The 17,814-nt window shown below is 71.8% G+C and carries 12 protein-coding genes and 1 pseudogene; 4 read left to right on the forward strand and 9 right to left on the reverse strand.

The genetic code is table 11. The annotated features are described in order from the left end of the window. Together A5700_RS09320 and nei2 are read left to right on the forward strand one after the other, a co-directional pair. A pseudogene (locus tag A5700_RS09320) lies at positions 1 to 4,549 on the forward strand (ATP-dependent helicase); the annotation flags it as partial. Between the two features lies 1 nt (position 4,550). Further along, a complete protein-coding gene (gene nei2, locus A5700_RS09325) occupies positions 4,551 to 5,306 on the forward strand; it encodes an endonuclease VIII Nei2 (RefSeq protein ID WP_068067684.1) in 756 nt (251 codons plus the stop codon). Positions 5,307 to 5,318: 12 nt separating this feature from the next. On the opposite strand, the gene A5700_RS09330 is transcribed toward nei2, so the two are convergent. Further along, on the reverse strand, positions 5,319 to 6,236 hold the full coding sequence (locus A5700_RS09330) for a PHB depolymerase family esterase (protein ID WP_068067687.1): 918 nt from the start codon (positions 6,234 to 6,236) through the stop codon (positions 5,319 to 5,321). Between the two features lie 191 nt (positions 6,237 to 6,427). Here A5700_RS09330 and A5700_RS09335 point away from each other — a divergent pair, with 191 nt between their 5' ends. Continuing rightward, positions 6,428 to 6,784: a DUF732 domain-containing protein gene (locus A5700_RS09335; RefSeq protein ID WP_068067691.1), complete on the forward strand. Its 357-nt coding sequence runs from the start codon at positions 6,428 to 6,430 to the stop codon at positions 6,782 to 6,784. Positions 6,785 to 7,086: 302 nt separating this feature from the next. Here A5700_RS09335 and A5700_RS09340 read toward each other — a convergent pair whose 3' ends face one another. The 8 genes from A5700_RS09340 to A5700_RS09375 all read right to left on the reverse strand — a co-directional run bounded on the left by A5700_RS09340 (position 7,087) and on the right by A5700_RS09375 (position 17,200). Further along, positions 7,087 to 8,076, reverse strand: coding sequence for a magnesium transporter CorA family protein (locus tag A5700_RS09340; RefSeq protein ID WP_068067694.1), 990 nt, complete (start codon positions 8,074 to 8,076; stop codon positions 7,087 to 7,089). 3 nt (positions 8,077 to 8,079) lie between these two features. Beyond that, positions 8,080 to 9,225 (reverse strand): PPE family protein, encoded by a 1,146-nt coding sequence (locus tag A5700_RS09345; RefSeq protein WP_068067697.1) that lies wholly within the window; start codon positions 9,223 to 9,225, stop codon positions 8,080 to 8,082. A gap of 122 nt (positions 9,226 to 9,347) precedes the next feature. Continuing rightward, positions 9,348 to 10,493 (reverse strand): PPE family protein, encoded by a 1,146-nt coding sequence (locus A5700_RS09350; protein WP_068204657.1) that lies wholly within the window; start codon positions 10,491 to 10,493, stop codon positions 9,348 to 9,350. Between the two features lie 248 nt (positions 10,494 to 10,741). Further along, positions 10,742 to 11,548, reverse strand: a complete 807-nt coding sequence (locus tag A5700_RS09355) for an MBL fold metallo-hydrolase (protein ID WP_068067703.1) — start codon at positions 11,546 to 11,548, stop codon at positions 10,742 to 10,744. A 36-nt stretch (positions 11,549 to 11,584) separates the two neighbouring features. Beyond that, the gene (locus tag A5700_RS09360; RefSeq protein WP_068204659.1) at positions 11,585 to 13,069 is read right to left on the reverse strand and encodes an HNH endonuclease signature motif containing protein; all 1,485 of its coding nucleotides are present in this window, start codon (positions 13,067 to 13,069) and stop codon (positions 11,585 to 11,587) included. 21 nt (positions 13,070 to 13,090) lie between these two features. Then, entirely contained in the window at positions 13,091 to 13,951 is an 861-nt protein-coding gene (locus A5700_RS09365; protein WP_156671165.1) for a pseudouridine synthase, read from the reverse strand. A gap of 7 nt (positions 13,952 to 13,958) precedes the next feature. Beyond that, positions 13,959 to 15,665 carry a glycerol-3-phosphate dehydrogenase/oxidase gene (locus A5700_RS09370; protein WP_156671166.1) on the reverse strand — a complete coding sequence of 569 codons (1,707 nt, stop codon included), beginning with the start codon at positions 15,663 to 15,665 and terminating at the stop codon, positions 13,959 to 13,961. Between the two features lie 128 nt (positions 15,666 to 15,793). Beyond that, complete coding sequence (locus tag A5700_RS09375) at positions 15,794 to 17,200, reverse strand: NAD(P)H-quinone dehydrogenase (RefSeq protein WP_068067715.1); 1,407 nt, start codon at positions 17,198 to 17,200, stop codon at positions 15,794 to 15,796. A gap of 65 nt (positions 17,201 to 17,265) precedes the next feature. Between A5700_RS09375 and A5700_RS09380 the strand changes: the two genes are divergently transcribed. Then, positions 17,266 to 17,745, forward strand: a complete 480-nt coding sequence (locus A5700_RS09380; RefSeq protein WP_068067719.1) for a gamma-glutamylcyclotransferase — start codon at positions 17,266 to 17,268, stop codon at positions 17,743 to 17,745. Positions 17,746 to 17,814: the final 69 nt, after the last annotated feature.

Consider the following 17,814-nt stretch of genomic DNA (forward strand, 5'->3'; position numbering starts at 1 on the left):
GATCGCGTCCCACGCCTGCGCCTGCGCGGTGGTGGGCGTGGCGAAGGTGCTGGCGAACCACTCCCTGGTGATCGCGCCGACCGGTTCCGGCAAGACGCTCGCCGCGTTCCTGTGGGCCCTGGACTCGCTGGCCGCATCGCCCGAACGGCCGGCCGGCACCCGCGTGCTCTACGTGTCCCCCCTCAAGGCGCTGGCCGTCGATGTCGAACGCAACCTGCGCACCCCGCTGGCCGGGCTCACCCGGATCGCCGCCCACCGGGGGCTGCCGACCCCGCATATCAGCGTCGGGGTGCGTTCCGGTGACACCCCGCCGGCCGAGCGGCGCCAGCTGATCGCCCGGCCCCCCGACGTCCTGATCACCACCCCGGAGTCGCTGTTCTTGATGCTGACGTCGGCGGCCCGGGAGACCCTCGCCGGGGTGCAGACGGTGATCGTCGACGAGATCCACGCCATCGCGGGCGGCAAACGCGGCGCGCACCTGGCCCTGTCGCTGGAGCGGCTCGATGAGCTGCGCCGGGAATCGACCGAGGCGCGGCCGGCGCAGCGCATCGGGCTGTCGGCGACGGTGCGGCCCGCCGAGGAGCTGGCCCGGTTCCTGTCCGGGCAGGCACCGACGACCATCGTCGCGCCGCAGTCCGGGAAGACCATCGAGCTGAGCGTGCAGGTGCCGGTGCCGGACATGGCCAACCTCGCCAACAACAGCATCTGGCCGGACGTCGAGGCGCGGCTCGTCGACCTCATCGAGGCGCACAACTCGACCATCGTGTTCGCCAACTCGCGGCGGCTGGCCGAGCGATTGACCGCCCGGCTCAACGAGATCCACGCCGAACGCACCGGCGTGGAGCTGGCGTCGGACGCCAACCGCGGCGTGCCGGGCGGTGCGCCGGCGCACCTGATGGGCAGCGGGCAGACCCTGGGCGCCGACACGCTGCTGGCCCGCGCGCACCACGGCTCGGTCAGCAAGGAGCAGCGCGCGCTGGTCGAGGAGGACCTGAAGCGGGGCCTGCTCAAGGCGGTGGTGGCCACCTCGAGCCTGGAACTGGGCATCGACATGGGGGCGGTGGACCTGGTGATCCAGGTCGAGGCGCCGCCGTCGGTGGCCAGCGGCCTGCAGCGCATCGGGCGGGCGGGGCACCAGGTGGGCGAGGTGTCGCAGGGGGTGCTGTTCCCCAAACACCGCACCGACCTGATCGGCTGCGCGGTCACGGTGGAGCGGATGCTGGCCGGGCAGATCGAAGCGATGCGGGTACCGGCCAACCCGCTCGACATCCTCGCCCAGCAGACGGTGGCGGCCGCCGCGCTCGAGCCGCTGGACGCCGACCGCTGGTTCGACACGGTGCGCCGGGCCGCGCCGTTCGCGACGCTGCCGCGCAGCGTGTACGAGGCCACGCTGGACCTGCTGTCGGGCAAGTATCCGTCGACGGAATTCGCCGAACTGCGGCCCCGCCTGGTCTACGACCGCGACACCGGCACGCTCACCGCCCGGCCCGGCGCCCAGCGGTTGGCGGTCACCTCCGGCGGCGCCATCCCCGACCGCGGGATGTTCACGGTCTACCTCGCCACGGAGGCCGAGAAGCCCTCGCGGGTCGGGGAACTCGACGAGGAGATGGTCTACGAGTCGCGGCCGGGCGACGTCATCGCGCTGGGCGCCACGAGCTGGCGGATCACCGAGATCACCCACGACCGGGTGCTGGTGATCCCGGCGCCGGGGCAGCCAGCCCGGTTGCCGTTCTGGCGCGGCGACGACGCGGGCCGGCCCGCCGAGTTGGGTGCGGCGCTCGGCGCGTTCACCGGTGAGCTCGCCGGCCTCAAGCGCAGCGCCTTCGAATCTCGCTGCGCGGCTTTGGGTTTCGACGCCTACGCCACCGACAACCTGTGGGCGCTGCTGGACGAGCAGCGGACCACGGCCGGGGTGGTGCCGACCGACACCACCCTGCTGATCGAGCGGTTCCGCGACGAGCTGGGCGACTGGCGGGTGATCCTGCACTCCCCGTACGGCCTGCGCGTCAACGGCCCGTGGGCGTTGGCGGTGGGGCGCCGGTTGCGCGAGCGCTACGGCCTGGACGAGAAGCCGACGGCCTCCGACGACGGCATCGTGGTCCGCCTGCCGGACACGTTCTCCGACTTCGGCTCCGCCGCCGGGGACGCGCCGCCGGGGGCGGAGCTGTTCGTCTTCGACGCCGACGAGATCGACCCGACCGTCACCGTCGAGGTGGGCGGTTCGGCGTTGTTCGCGTCGCGGTTCCGGGAATGCGCGGCGCGGTCCCTGCTGCTGCCGCACCGCCAGCCCGGGCGCCGCTCGCCGCTGTGGCAGCAGCGTCAGCGGGCCGCCCAGCTGCTGGAGGTGGCGCGCAAGTATCCCGATTTCCCGGTGGTATTGGAGACCGTCCGCGAATGCCTGCAGGACGTCTACGACGTACCGGCCCTGACCGCCCTGATGGCCGGCATCGCGCAGCGCCGGGTGCGCGTGCTGGAGGTGGAGACGGCGCGGCCGTCGCCGTTTGCGGCGTCGCTGCTGTTCGGTTACGTCGGCGCGTTCATGTACGAGGGTGACACGCCGCTGGCCGAGCGGCGGGCCGCGGCGCTGTCGCTGGACAGCACGCTGCTGGCCGAGCTGCTGGGCCGGGTGGAGCTGCGCGAGCTGCTCGACCCGGAGATCATCGCCGCGACGGGCCGGCAGCTGCAGCACCTGGCCGAGGACCGCGCCGCCCGCGACGCCGAGGGCGTCGCGGACCTACTGCGGCTGCTGGGTCCGCTGACCGAGGAGGAGGTCGCGGCGCGGGCCGGCGGCGCCGACGTCGGCGGCTGGCTGGAAGGCCTGCGCGCCGCCCGGCGCGCGTTGACGGTGTCGTTCGCGGGGCGCACCTGGTGGGTGGCGATCGAAGACATCGGCAGGCTGCGCGACGGCATCGGGGTCGCCGTCCCGCTGGGCGTGCCGGCCGCGTTCACCGTGGCGGTGGCCGACCCGCTGGGCGAGCTGCTGGGCCGCTACGCCCGCACTCACACGCCGTTCACCACGGGCGAGGCCGCCGCCCGGTTCGGGCTGGGCCTGCGGGTGACGGCCGACGTGCTGGGCCGGCGGGCCGCCGACGGCCGGCTGGTGCGCGGCGACTTCGTCGCCGCGCCGGAGGCCGGCGGCGGGCCGACCGGCGGCGAGCAGTGGTGCGACGCCGACGTCTTGCGCATCCTGCGGCGCCGCTCGCTGGCGGCGCTGCGCGCCCAGGTGGAGCCGGTGAGCACCGCCGCCTACGGGCGGTTCCTGCCGGCCTGGCACCGGGTGGGCGCGACCGACTCCGCGTCGCACGCCGGGCTGGATGGGCTGCTGTCGGTGATCGACCAGCTGGCCGGCGTGCGCCTGCCCGCCTCGGCGATCGAGCCGCTGGTGCTGGCGCCCCGCGTCCGCGACTACTCCCCCGCGCTGCTCGATGAACTGCTGGCCACCGGGGAGGTCACCTGGTCCGGCGCGGGCGCCATCTCCAGCGGCGACGGCTGGATCGCCCTGCACCTCGGCGAATCGGCGCCGCTGACGTTGGCGTTGGCGCAGAACAAGCCCGCCGAGATCGAGTTCACCGACGCCCACCGCGCCATCCTGGACACGCTGACGGGCGGCGGCGCCTATTTCTTCCGCCAGCTGGGCCAGGGCGGGGTGGCCGAGGGCGAGCTGAAAGCCGCGCTGTGGGAGCTGGTCTGGGCCGGCTGGGTCACCGGCGACACGTTCGCCCCGGTGCGGGCCTTCCTCGGCGGTGGCCGCGCCCGCAAGCGCGCCGCCCCCGCGCACCGGACCCAGCGCGCGCCGCGGCTGAGCCGGTACAGCGTGGCGCACGCGCAAACCCGCGCCAGCGACCCGACCGTCGGCGGCCGGTGGTCGGCCCTGCCGGTCGCCGAGCCGGACTCCACGCTGCGCGCCCACTTCCAGGCCGAGCTGTTGCTGGGCCGCCACGGCGTGCTGACGCGGGGCGCGGTGGCCGCCGAGGGGGTCCCGGGCGGGTTCGCCACCCTGTACAAGGTGCTGAGCAACTTCGAGGACGCCGGCCGCTGCCAGCGCGGCTACTTCATCGAGTCGCTGGGTGGGGCGCAGTTCGCCGTGGCGTCGACGGTCGACCGGCTGCGGGCCTTCAGCGACGGCATCGACCCGGAACGCCCGGAATACCGGGCCGTCGCGCTCGCCGCCGCCGACCCGGCCAACCCCTACGGCGCCGCCCTGCCCTGGCCCGCCGCCCGCGGCGAGGGCTCCGACGCCGGCTCCGGGGCGCGCCCGGGCCGCAAGGCCGGCGCGCTGGTGGTGCTGGTCGACGGCGAGCTCGCCTGGTTCCTGGAGCGGGGCGGCCGGTCCCTGCTGACCTTCACCGAGGACCCGGCCGCCCACCCCGCGGCGGCCGCCGCGCTCGCCGAGCTGGTGGCGTCCCGGCGGGTCAGCGCGCTGCTCGTCGAGCGCATCGACGGCGCGCCGGCGCTGCAGCCGCGCGCCGGCGACCCGGAATCCGCGGTGCAGGCCGGGCTCATCGATGCGGGGTTCTCCCGCACCCCGCGTGGATTGCGGCTGCGCTGACATGCCCGAAGGTGACACCGTGTTTCACACCGCGGCCGTGCTGCGCCAGCACCTGGTCGGGCGCACGCTCACCCGCTGCGACGTCCGGGTGCCCCGCTACGCCACGGTCGACCTCACCGGGCAGGTGGTGGACGAGGTGCTCAGCCGCGGCAAGCACCTGTTCATCCGGGTGGGGCAGACCAGCATCCACTCGCACCTGAAGATGGACGGCAGCTGGCGGGTCAGCGAGCGTCCGGTGCGGGTGGACCATCGGGCGCGCATCGTCCTCGAGGCCGGCGCCGTCCGGGCCGTCGGCGTCGACCTGGGCATCTTGGAGATCCTCGAGCGTGAGCGCGACCTCGATGCCGTCGCGCACCTAGGGCCCGACCTGCTGGGCGAGGATTGGGACCCCGCGGTCGCCGCCGCCAACCTGGCGGCCGAAGCGGAGCGGCCGCTCGCCGAGGCGCTGTTGGACCAGCGGGTGCTGGCCGGCGTCGGCAACGTCTACGCCAACGAATTGTGTTTCCTCAGCGGCCGATTGCCCACCGCGCCGGTGCGTACCGTCGCCGACCCGCTGCGGCTGGTCTCCCGCGCCCGAGACATGCTGTGGCTGAACCGGATGCGCTGGAACCGGTGCACCACCGGCGACACCCGCGGCGGCCGGCAGCTGTGGGTCTACGGCCGCGCGGGGCAGGGCTGCCGGCGCTGCGGCACCCCGATCAGGTTCGACGACTCTGGGGACCGCGTGACGTACTGGTGCCCGGCCTGCCAGCGCTGACCGCGCCCCGGCCTAGTCGCGGGCGTGCTCCAGGAAGAACTCGGCGATGGCCTCCGAGCCGTCCACCGCGCGGGTGGTGGGCCCGATGACGGCCGTCGGCAGGTACTGCTTGCCGCCCGGCCAGGTGTGCCCGCCCTTGTCGATCTGCAGCAGTACCACCTCGGTGGAGTCCACGCAGGCCGTCGAGTCGAAACGGTGCACGACGGTGCCGTCGCCCACGTTGGGCAGGACCTCCACCGTGGGGTCGCCGTGGCACCCGTCGGCGGAGCGCCATTTATTCACCATGCTTTCGACCGAGATGGCGTGGCTGACGCCGCCGCGGCCGCGCACGTCGCCGCCGTTGAACGGCACCAGCCAGTCCGCGGTGCCGTGGGCCTCCCACACCGACACCGGCCGCGAGGGATTGCACGCCACGCCCACCCCCAGGGTGCCGGCGACCGGCGCCACCGCGGCGAAGACGTCGGCGCGGTCGCAGGCCAGCCGGTTGGCCATGAATCCGCCGTTGGACATGCCGGTGACGAAGACGTGGCCAGGGGCGATGTTGTAGTCGCTTCGCAGCTTGCCTACCAGCCCGACCAGGAAACTTACGTCGTCGACGTGCCGGCGAGCGGCCGGTGCGGCGCCGCGCCCGTCGGCCCAGCTCTTGTCGTACCCGTCGGGATACACCACGAGCAGGTTGTGGGCGTCGGCGACGGTGTCGAAGCCGGTCAGGCCCCGCTGCGCCATTCCCGAACCGCCGCCGCCGTGCAGGCTGAGCACCAGTCCGACCGGGTCGCCGGGCGGCACGTGCACCAGGTAGGTCCGGTCCATGCCGCCGGAGCGGAACGTGCCGGAGGTGTCGCGGGCGGCGGCCGCCGACACGTGCCGGTTGTCGCAGCCGACCAGGCAGATCGCCGCCAGGGCGAGCGCCCACCAACGGGTGTACGGCATGCGGTCAGTCCACCACCACGGCATCCGCGAGCGCCCGACAGTGACGGGCGAGCGAAGGCAGGGCTAACCTTCGTGTGTCAGCAATCGCAATGTTGGTTATACGGCTCTTTAGGGTGCCGCGACGTGCGAAAATTTGGGCGGGCCCCGCTTCCAGCAAGCGACGGCACTTCTGTTCCACGGGAGTATCACAAATGACGAGCACCCTGATCCGCAAGCCCAGCGTCAACCGGGCCCTGCCGGCCGTCGGCATGGGCGCGATGGCGTGGTTGCTGGGTGCGTTCAGTGCGACCCCGGCCGCGCACGCCAACGCCGGCGATGACGCCTTCCTCACCGCGCTGAAGGGCAAGGGCATCAACTTCGAGTCGCCCGACGCCGCCGTCAACTCCGCGCACGCCGTCTGCCACGAGCTCGACGCCGGCCAGACCCCGGAACAGGTCGCCAACGACGTGCTGAGCAGCAGCAAGCTGGACGGCTATCACGCCGGGTACTTCGTGGGACTCAGCATCAAGGCGTACTGCCCGAAGTACGCGGCCGCCCCCGCCTCGTAAAATTAACAGCCGGTTGACAGGCTGGTGACAGATCCACGAGTTAATTTGCTGATGGCAACTACCCGTGGAGTACTCGAAACCGAATGATCCCTAAACTTTTGGTCGGCGTTGGACTCGTTCTCGGCGCTGCGGGATGGACCGCAGCCACCGCCACCGCCGACCCTAATCCCTTTAGTCACCTCAGCTGCTCCTGCCAGGAGACCGCGCCGCCCGGCAGTCCGGCCCTCACCGACAAGATCCTGCGTGGCATCCAGCGCGGTCTGAACGGGGGCGTCGGGACGCCGGTGCAGTAGGGCCGACCCTCACAGCCAGTCGCGCCGCCGGAACATCACGTACAGCACCGCCATCATGATCACGATGACGACGCTGCTCGCGACGAAACCCGCGGTGCTGCCGAAGCCCGGATACGGCACGTTCTGGCCGTAGAACCCGGTGATGGCCGTCGGCACGGCGATGATGGCGGCCCACCCGGTGAGCTTCTTCATGATGGTGTTCAGCCGGGCGTCCTGCAGCGACAGGTTGGTCTCGAAGATCGTCGTGATCATGTCGCGCAACGACTCCGTCCATTCCGACACGCGCAACACGTGGTCGTACAGGTCCGCGTACAGGGGGTCCAGCTCCTGACCGGACTCCACCTGCACCCGGTGATGCTGGATGGAATTGACGACCTCCCGCATCGGCAACGCCACGCGGCGCAGGTTGACCAGGTCCCGGCGCATCCGGAAGGTCCGGCGCTGGAAGGTCGCGTGATGCGGCTTGCCGTCGAACAGCTCGTCCTCGATGCCCTCGATGCAGTCGTCCAAGGCCTCGACGGCCGCGAAATGGCTGTCCACCACCACGTCGAGCAGGCCGTGCACCAGGGAGCCGACACCGTATTGCTGGCCGCCGATCTCCTGCCAGCGCTGCAGCACCTGGGCCATGTCGAAGTCGTCGGTCAGCCGGACCGTGATCAGCCCGCGCGGCAGCACGAACGCCGAGATGCGGTGCATCGCCAGCATCCGCTGCGGCTGATCGTCGGCGTCGTCAGCGAGGTCCACGGCGTAGACCGTGAAGAAGGTGTTCGACCCGTACGCGGCGGCCTTCACCCGTTCTGCCGCGGCGACCGCGTCCTCGACGGCCCACGCGTTCAGGCCCAGCTCGGTCGCCAGGTCGCACATGGTGTCGTGGTCCGGATCGCACAGGTCCACCCACACCAGGGCGTCCGGCTCGGCGAGGTAGTCGGAGATCTTGTCGAACGCGAACTCGTCCTGCGCCTCGCCCCGCCGCCACACGCGGCCCTGCACTTTCGCCAAGGATCAGCCCGCCGACGGCGGCCGTTGCATGACGGTGCCCGGCAGCTCGGCCCCGACCTCGATGTCGTCGTAGCGCCCGTTACGCCGACGACCGCGCGCCCCGCCCTGCGGCGGCCGCATCGGGGCCATCGGCAGCGCGGGCGGCGGGGTGGCGCCCGACGGCAGCGGCGACACCGCCGACGCGAGCTGCACCGCGGGCTGCGTCGCGCCGGGCAACAAGCCGACCACCGCGGGCGGCGACATCAGCTTGCCCACGGTGACCGCCACGCCCAGGGAACCGTTGGGGGCCAGCGACCCCGCGGATCCAATCGCGCTGATCAGGCTTGTTTCCATCGAGGACAGGGCGGCCGTGCCCTCGGCCAGGCCCGCGCCGATGTCGCCGCCCACGCTGGACAGCGATTGGGCCGCGTTGAACTGCGCCAGGTAGCTGAGCAGGTTGATCGGCAGACCGCCGGCGATGGTCTGGTTCCCCCAGGTGCTCCAGTACTTGAACCAGCCGGTGTCGGGCAGGCCGCCGGAGTCGTTCAGGTCGTTGAGGGCGTCACCGACCGCGCTCGCCGTGTTGCCGGTGCCCTGGGCGGCCGCCTGGGAGACCGCGTCGGACTGCTCGTTGACCCCGTTCGGGTTGGCGACGGTCATCGGCGCGCTGAACTGGGTCAGCTGCGCCGTGGCCGCGGTCGAGGTCGCCTGGTATTGGGTCATCGCCGCCGCGTCGGTCACCCACATGGCGTTGTACTCGGCCTCGGTTTCCGCGATCGCCGGGGCGTTGATGCCGAGGAAGTTGGTGGCCACGAGGACCGCCAGCCGCGTCCGGTTGGCCGCGACCACGGGGGGCGGGATGACGGTGAAGTGGGTGAATTCGAAGGCTGCCGTGACCGTCTGCAGCGCGGCGGCGACCTGCTGACACTGCTGCGCGGTGACGTCGAGCCACTCGAGGTACGGCTGTGCGGCCTGGGTCATCGCCAGGTAGGACGGGCCCTGCCAGCCGGCGGCCAGCGACGACAGCTCCGCGGTGTAGCCGCTCAGCGACTGCTCCAGCTCGAGGCTGAGCTCCTGCCACATGGCCGCGGCGTCGATCCACGACCAGGAACCGGGCCCGGAATAGATCAGCGCGGAGATGATCTCCGGCGGCAGCATTCCAAAGTCCATGGCGTTTTACCCAGTAGGCAGGCTCGGGGCCGAGCGCAACGCGCCGACCGATCCGACAGTTCTCCGGTGCGTGACGGCGGGACGTCCCGTTGTCCGCGGCCGCGGGGCACGTGCGTCGACGCTCATCCACCCAGGGGCGATCGAGGCATCACTTTGCCCTTGACTTCCGCGCCGAAGGCTTGGTCCTCTTGCTTTTGCTGCTGGCGTCTCTTGCGCCAGCCGCTGCCGGCCGAGATCGGCGGCGGCACCATCATCGGCATCATCGGCAGGCCGGCCTCGGCGGGCGGCACCGCCGTCGCCGCGGACGCCAGTTGCACCGGCGTCTGCGCGCCCGGCAGTAGGCCCACCACGGCTGGCGGGGCCATCAGCTTGCCGACCGTCACGCCGACGCCCATCGCGCCGGTGGGCGCCGACGCCGCCGACCCGATGGACTTGATCGCGTTGGACAGGCTGGCCGTCGTGGCGTCCAGGCCCTCCGACAGCCCGGCGCCGATGTCACCGCCCACCGACTGCAGCGCGCTGGCCGATGAGTTCTGCGCGAGGTAGCTGAGCATGTTGATTGGGAAACCCGACGAGATGAACTGGTTGCCCCAGGTGCTCCAGTAGTTGAACCAGCCGCTGTTGGGGTCGAAGCCGGTGGGCATATTGAGGTCGTTGAGGATGTCGCCGATCGAGCTGGCGGTGCTGCCGGTGCCGGTCGCGTCGGCCTGCATGACGGCGTCGGCCTGCTGCTCGGTGCCCGCCTCGTCGGTCGTGGTGATCGGCGACTGGAAGCTCGACAGCTGCCCGGTGGCCTGGGTGGAGGCCGCCTGGTACTGCGTCATCGCGGTGGAGTTGTTGGTCCACATGGTCTGGTATTCGTTCTCGGTCTCGGCGATCGCGGCCGTGTTCTGCCCGAACCGGTTGGTGGCCAGCAGCTGCGCAAGCCGCGTCCGGTTGGCGAGCACGACCGCGGGCAACACCACCGCCGAGCGGACGGTGGTGAACGCCGACGCGGCGGACTCCGCGGAAGCAGCCATCTGCTGGGTCTGCTGCGCGGTGTCGCGCAGCCATTGCAGGTAGGGCTGGACGGCCTGCAGCATCGCCACCGACGACGGGCCGCTCCACTGCTCCAAGAGCGTGGACAGCGACGACGTGTAGCCGGCCACCGAGTTCTCCAACTCGACGGCCAGCCGCTGCCAGGCGCCGGCGGCCTCGATCAGTGAGCCCGCTCCCGGCCCGGTGTGGATGAGCGTCGAGGTGACCTCGGGGGGCGCTAAAAGATCCATAACTTCCCCAGACTGCCCATGCTGAGAACGCCTCAGCGAACTTGCGTTGACTAGGCCGCGAAATACCCCGAAACTTTGCGCATCGAAGCCTCCCACCTGCGGCTTGAAACCTCACCGGTTCGGCACCGGATGAGACGAACGATATACCCTCCCCGTTAACCAGCCGCGAATTAATTGCAACTGGCCGTCCACGATCGTAGCCGCGCGGGGGCGACTGCCGAAACCATCGGCGCAGCTCGGCGCCTTGCTTACACGGTGACGGACGCGCCGCGGTTCACCTCGAGCACCCGATCGGCCATGTTGCGGCGCCCCATCTCGCTCGTGAAGTCCGCCAGCGGCGACGCGAAGACGCTGTAGTCGTCGAAGTGAACGGGAATCGCCTTGGGCAGCTTGAGCAGCGCGACCAGTTCGGCGCCCTGGCGGCCGTCCATGGTTACCGTCAGGCCGAACGGAAGCCGCGGACCGGCCGGCAGCCGGGTGCCGCCCAGGTGCACCACGCCGGCGTCGATCGCGTCGAAACGGGCCGGGATGTCCTTGAGCTCCGCCACCAGCAGCGTGTCACCGGAGATGTAGAGGCGGCGCCGCGGCGCCCCGTCGCCGCCGGCGAACTCGAGCATGGTGCCCATCACCGGCGGCAGCAGGCGTTGGCTCCACCCCGGCGCGTGCCGGCCCGGCAGCGAGGTGATGGTCAGCGACGTGTCGCCCTTGTTGATCGCATGCTGTTGCCAGGTGGACAGGCCGCTCGCGCGGCCGAAGCCGCGCCGCTGCAGCCGCTTGGCGGCGTGCTCGGTGGTGACGATGGGCAGGTCGTGGTCGAGGCCCCGCTGCGACACCCGGTCCCAGTGGTCGCCGTGCATGTGCGAAAGAACGATCGCGTCAAGCGGTGGGAGTTCGTCGACGCTCAGGGCCGGCTCCCGCAGCCGCTTGGACACCAGCCCATGGCCCAGGTAGGCGCGCTGCCCGCGGTGCAGGAAGTTCGGATCGGTCAGCAGCGTCACCCCGCCCGCGGTGATCAGCGTCGTGGCGTTCCCGATGAAGGTGACCGTGATGTCCATGACCGCGGGCTACCCGATCTCGTGGGGTCCACGCCGCTAAAAAGGTGGCGGGTCGTGCCCGTCGTCCGCCGGCGTGGCAGTGACCGGGTTCCCGGCTCGCCGGGCCGCGCGGGCGTGATGGTTGCGGCGGCGTTCGGTGGCGACGCGCAGCGCGCGGTCCTGAGCGCGGGTGCGGCGGCGTCGGGGCATCATCGCGCCGCGCGGCGCGCAGCGGTCCTCGCGGGTGAAACGCGGCGCGGGAAGGTCCGCGGTGCGGGCGCACAGCTCGGGAAACAGCACGGCGCTGCCGGGGGTGGTGACATAGGTGCGGGCGCCGGGCAGGGTCCAGATGACCGTGCCGTCGGGCAGCTGCCGGTCGCGCCAGCCCCAGAAGGTCTTGAGCAGATGGTGTTGGCGGCACAGCACTTTCAGGTTCGACGCGTGGGTGGCACCGCCGCGGGCGTAAGGGATCGTGTGGTCGATGTCGCACTCGGTGGCCGGGCGATCGCACCCGGGCGCCCGGCACGTCAGGTCCCGGCAGCGCACGTAGTCACTCAGCGCCTTGGAGGGCGAGTAGCCCGGCTCCGCCCGCGCATCGGCGGGATGCACCAGCGGCACCCGCTTGGCCGACGCGGCCAGCTCCGCCAGCAGCTCAGGCGGCAACAGCCCGTCGCCGCCGATCTGCACGCCCGGCGCGCCCGCCCCGGACAACGCCCCCGCGTGGGCGATCACGTGAATGATCACCGGACCGGGCGCGGGCCGGTCGCCCGCCGCGCAGTCCGCGCGCCCGCACCGGCACCCCAACCGATCCGCCCCGGCGGCCAGCGCCCCCAGCGCATCGGCGCGGCGCTGGACGGCCGTGCGCGGGTCGTGCGGGCACACCGTGGCCGCCAACGCGTCCAAGCGCTGATCCAGCGCACGCGCATCCGGGCCGAACAAGCTGCCCTCGATGCGGGCCAGCCCATCGCCCATGTCACCGATCCAGATCTCGCGGCCCGCCGCGCGCTCGCGGCGGCGGCGCACCGCGTCCACATCGGCGTGCGCCACGACCTTGTCCACCGCCGCCGCCAACCGCCCCCGCGTCAGCGACGGCCAGCGCCCCACCCTCGCGGCCAGCTGCGCGTCCACCACCGCCAATACCTCGGCATCGGTGATCAGATCGGTGCGAAACACCACCGTCTGAAACGTCGAGCAGTCGATGTCCCCGGCCAGGAACACCGCGGCCACGCCGGGCAATCGTTCCCGCATCGCGCGGGCGTAGCGCACCTTGCTCGCCGCCAGGCCGGGGCTGATCCGCAACGCCGACGCCACCTCGGCGGCCACCGCCGCCTCGGTGTCCACCGCCCAGTCCTCGGTGTCCGCGCACCGCGCCAACCGATACCGAAACAACCGCCCGATCACCGCCAGCTGCGCGGCCGCCGCCCGGTTCTCCGCACGCCCCGCGGCGCACGCCTGGTCGAGCAGCGCGGTGGACTCCTCGGTCGCCGACGGGCACAGGCGCTCGACCATCTCGTCGAACCGCTCGTGCACTTCTTCGAACATGTGTTCTATTATGCCGGCGCGCTATGACAACTCTCGCCGGCTGACGAACTCGCGCGGTCGCCCCGTCAGCGGGTCGTCGAAGGACAGGCGCTGGGCCAGCAGCTGCAGCGGCGTGCTGAAGTCGTCGGCCGCGACATCGAGAACGCGCGGGTACAGCGGGTCCCCCGCGATCGGCAGGCCCAGCGACGCCATGTGCAGCCGAAGCTGATGGGTGCGCCCGGTCCGCGGCGTCAACCGGTACAGGCCGTCCGGGCGGACCAGCTCCACGAGCGTCTCGGCGTTCGCCGGCCCCGGCTCGCACTTGGCCTGCAACACGCCCCTGCGCTTGACGATCCGGCTGCGCACCACCCGCGGCAAGGCCACCGCGGGATCGACGGCCGCGCGCGCCAGATAGGTCTTGCGCACCAACCCCCGGGCGAACAGCGTCTGGTAGGCGCCCCGCACCGCGCGCCGCGCGGTGAACAACAGGACCCCTGCCGTCAACCGGTCCAGGCGGTGCGCCGGGCTCAGCTCCGGCAGGTCCAGCTCCCGGCGCAGCCGCACCAGCGCCGTCTGCGCGACGTGCCGACCCCGCGGCATGGTGGCCAGGAAGTGCGGCTTGTCGACGACGACGATGTCGTCGTTGACGTGCAGCAACGGCACGTCGAAGGGCACCGGCGCCTCGTCGGGCAGCTCCCGATACAGGAAGACGACGGCCCCGGCGGGCAGCGCCGTCGCGGCGTCGACCGGCGTCCCGTCGGCGTCGACCACCTCGCCCGCGAGCACCTTGTCCCGGGCGGCCGCCCCGAATCGGGCGGTGAGTTCGACCAGCACCGGGCCGCCGCGCAGCCGCACCCGCGCCGGGCCCAGGCCGTCGCGCACGGGCAGCGGAGCGGGTCTCACACCGGGCTCACGTTAACGGCACCGGCTCGAGGATCTCGGCGCGCGCCTCGGGGGCGCTGGCGCGCAACTCGTCGGCCGACACGTCGTCGGGCTGGGCCTGCGACAGGATTTCGGCCTCCACCCGCGCGGTGTAGTTCGCCACCTCGCGCTCGACGTCCGCGGCGCTCCAACCCAGCGCCGGCGCGATGACGTCGGCCACCTCGCGCGCGCAGTCCACCCCCCGGTGCGAGTACTCGATGGCGATGCGGGTCCGGCGCGCCAGGACGTCCTCCAGGTGCAGGGCGCCCTCGGCGGTGGCGGCGTAGCGGGCCTCCACCTTCAGGTAGCCCGGGGCCTCCTTGATGGGGCTCAGCAGCTCGGCGTCGCCGACCGCGAGCCCCAGCACCTCGCCGATCAGCGAGCCGTACCGGTCCAGCAGATGCCGCACCCGGTACGGATGCAGGCCCTGCAGCGCCGCGACGTGTTCGGCCTGGTTGACCAGAGCGAAGTAGCCGTCGGCGCCAAGCAGGCTGACCTTCTCGGTGATCGACGGCGCCACCCGCGCCGGCACGAACTGCACGGCGGCGTCGATGGCGTCGGCGGCCATCACCCGGTACGTGGTGTATTTGCCGCCGGCGATCGCCACCAGACCCGGCGCCGGGACCGCCACCGCGTGCTCGCGGGACAGCTTGGAGGTCTCCTCGCTTTCCCCCGCCAGCAGCGGACGCAGCCCGGCGTACACCCCGTCGATGTCGGCGTGGCTGAGCGGGGTGGCCAGCACAGTGTTGACCGTGCCGAGGATGTAGTCGATGTCGGCCTTGGTGGCCGCGGGGTGCGCCAGGTCGAGGTTCCAGTCGGTGTCCGTGGTCCCGATGATCCAGTGGCTGCCCCACGGGATGACGAACATCACCGACTTCTCGGTGCGCAGGATGATCGCGACGTCGCTCACGATCCGGTCGCGCGGCACCACCACGTGCACCCCCTTGGAGGCGCGGACCTGGAAGCGGCCGCGCTGTTTGGACAGCGCCTGGATCTCGTCGGTCCACACGCCGGTGGCGTTGACCACGACGTGGCCGCGGACCTCGGTGACCGCGCCGTCCTCGGAGTCGCGGACCCGCACCCCGGTCACCCGGTCGCCCTCGCGCAGCAACGCCACCACTTGCGTGGAGGACCGCACCACCGCCCCGTAGTGCGCGGCGGTGCGCGCGACGGTCAGGGTGTGCCGGGCGTCGTCGACGACGGTGTCGTAGTAGCGGATGCCCCCCACCAGCGAGCTGCGCTTGAGTCCGGGGCTCAGCCGCAACGCGCCCGCCCGGGTGAGGTGTTTCTGCGCGGGGACGGACTTGGCGCCGCCGAGCCGGTCGTAGAGGAAGATGCCGGCGGCGATGTAGGGGCGCTCCCAGACGCGGTTGGTCAGCGGGAAGAGGAACGGCATGGGCTTGACCAGGTGCGGCGCCAGCGTGGTGAGCGACAGCTCCCGCTCGTACAGCGCCTCGCGGACCAGGCCGAACTCCAGCTGCTCGAGGTAGCGCAGGCCGCCGTGGAACATCTTCGACGAGCGGCTCGACGTGCCGGAGGCGAAGTCGCGGGCCTCGACGAGCGCCACCTTGAGCCCCCGGGTCGCTGCGTCGAGCGCGCAGCCCGAACCCACCACGCCGCCGCCGATGACCACCACGTCGAACTGTTCGCTGCCGAGGCGCTGCCAGGCCGCCTCGCGCTGCCGCGGTCCCAGCATGGACGCCGGCGAGCTGCGCTGGCTGGGCGCGTTGAGGGAATCGGTCACGGTAGCGGACTCCTCACCGGGTAGTTACTCGCCAGTAGGACGGTGTCGCTGACCAAGGCTAGTCGAGATCGTCGAGGGCTTCAGTCCAGATCGTCGTGGGCCATCAACCGCCGCGCGGCCTCGGTGATCGAGCCGGACAGCGAGGGGTAGACGGCCAGCGTCTGGGCCAGGTGGTTGACGGTCAGCCGGGTCTGCACGGCCATCGCGATCGGCAGGATCAGCTCCGAGGCGATCGGGGCGACCACCACGCCGCCGATGACCACACCGGTCGCGGGGCGGCAGAACAGCTTCACGAATCCGTGCTGCAGTCCGGACATCTTGGCGCGGGCGTTGGTGCGCAGCGGCAACATGATCGTCCGGGCCTGCACCGTCCCGTCGTCGATCGCCGACTGCGGGACGCCCACCGCGGCCAGCTCCGGGCGGGTGAACACCGCGGCGGCGACGGTGCGCAACCGGATAGGGGTGACGGCCTCACCGAGCGCGTGCCACATCGCGATGCGGCCCTGCATCGCGGCGACCGAGGCCAGCGGCAGCAGGCCCGTGCAGTCGCCGGCGGCATAAATGTTGGACACCTTGGTCCGCGACACCCGGTCCACCTTCAGGTAGTTACCCGGCCCCAGCTCGATGCCGACCCGGTCCAGCCCCAGCTGGCCGGTGTTGGGCACCGAGCCGATCGTCATCAACGCGTGGCTGCCCTCGACGGTCCGGCCGTCGGCGAGCTTGACCAGCACCCCGGATCCGGTGCGGGTCACCGAGTCGGCGCGGGCGTTCTTGACGAGCTTCACGCCGCGTTCGGCGAAGATCCGCTCGAGCACCTCGGCGGCGTCGGCGTCCTCGTAGGGCAGGATCTGGTCGCGGCTGGCGACGACCGTCACGTCGACACCCAGTTCGGTGTAGGCGTGCACGAATTCGGCGCCGGTCACACCCGAGCCGACCACGATCAGATGGTCCGGCAGCGCATCGAGGTCGTAGAGCTGCCGCCACGTCAGGATGCGCTCGCCGTCGGGCCGCGCGGTCGGCAGCTCGCGGGGGCTGGCGCCGGTGGCGATCAGCACCACGTCGGCCTCATACGTGCTGGTGGCGCCGTCCGGCGCGGTGGCCTGCACCCGATGGGTGGCGAGCCCGGGGGCGGTGTCGACCAGCTCGCCCTTGCCCTCCACCACGTCGACGCCGGCACTGATCAGTTGCGCCTTGACGTCAGCGGACTGCTCGGCGGCGAGCCGCTTGACACGCTGGTGGATGTCGGGCAGCGAAATCTTGGCGGCTTCGATGTCGACGTCGAAGCCCAGCTGCGGTCCACGCCGCAACTCGGTGCGGACCCCGGTCGAGGCGATGAACGCCTTCGACGGCACCACGTCGTACAGCACCGCGGCGCCGCCGATGCCGTTGGAGTCGATGACGGTGACATGGGCGTCGCGCGCCGCCGCAGTGAGCGCCGCCTCGTAGCCGGCCGGCCCTCCCCCGATGATCACTATGCGGGTCGCCACGTCACACAACCTAACGAACGTTGCGGCTGTGCGCCGCGTCGGCGTGTGACGTCTAAGATTCTCCCGTGCCGCTCTACGCCGCCTACGGGTCGAACATGGATCCCGAGCAGATGCAGAAACGCGCACCCCACTCGCCGATGACCGGAACCGGCTGGTTGCACGGGTGGCGGTTGACGTTCGGCGGCGAGGACATCGGCTGGGAGGGCGCGCTGGCCTCCGTCGTCGAGGATCCCGATTCCAAGGTGTTCGTCGTGCTCTACGACATGACCCCGGCCGACGAGAACAACCTGGACCGCTGGGAGGGCTCGGAGTTCGGCGTGCACAAGAAGATTCGGTGCCGCGTGGAGCGCATCTCCTCCGACACCGACACCGATCCCGTGCTGGCGTGGCTCTACGTGCTCGACGCGTGGGAGGGCGGCCTGCCCTCGGCCCGCTACCTGGGAGTCATGGCCGACGCGGCCGAAATTGCCGGTGCGCCAGCCGATTACGTCCACGACCTGCGCACCCGGCCGGCCCGCAACATCGGCCCGGGCACCAGCGCCTAGGTTCGCCATTGTCGTTGCTTTCGATACCCGTGGTCGCCGATGTGGTGGCGCGCGCGTTCGCCGCCGCGG

It is taken from the genome of Mycobacterium sp. E1214 (assembly GCF_001666755.1).
Classification (GTDB): domain Bacteria; phylum Actinomycetota; class Actinomycetes; order Mycobacteriales; family Mycobacteriaceae; genus Mycobacterium.

Excerpts from the sequence above, each read along its gene's own strand:
- nei2 (WP_068067684.1), top strand. The coding sequence starts at position 4,551 with ATGCCCGAAGGTGACACCGTGTTTCACACCGCGGCCGTGCTGCGCCAG.
- A5700_RS09330 (WP_068067687.1), bottom strand. The coding sequence starts at position 6,236 with ATGCCGTACACCCGTTGGTGGGCGCTCGCCCTGGCGGCGATCTGCCTG.
- A5700_RS09335 (WP_068067691.1), top strand. The coding sequence starts at position 6,428 with ATGACGAGCACCCTGATCCGCAAGCCCAGCGTCAACCGGGCCCTGCCG.
- A5700_RS09345 (WP_068067697.1), bottom strand. The coding sequence starts at position 9,225 with ATGGACTTTGGAATGCTGCCGCCGGAGATCATCTCCGCGCTGATCTAT.
- A5700_RS09350 (WP_068204657.1), bottom strand. The coding sequence starts at position 10,493 with ATGGATCTTTTAGCGCCCCCCGAGGTCACCTCGACGCTCATCCACACC.
- A5700_RS09355 (WP_068067703.1), bottom strand. The coding sequence starts at position 11,548 with ATGGACATCACGGTCACCTTCATCGGGAACGCCACGACGCTGATCACC.
- A5700_RS09360 (WP_068204659.1), bottom strand. The coding sequence starts at position 13,069 with ATGTTCGAAGAAGTGCACGAGCGGTTCGACGAGATGGTCGAGCGCCTG.
- A5700_RS09370 (WP_156671166.1), bottom strand. The coding sequence starts at position 15,665 with ATGCTGGGACCGCGGCAGCGCGAGGCGGCCTGGCAGCGCCTCGGCAGC.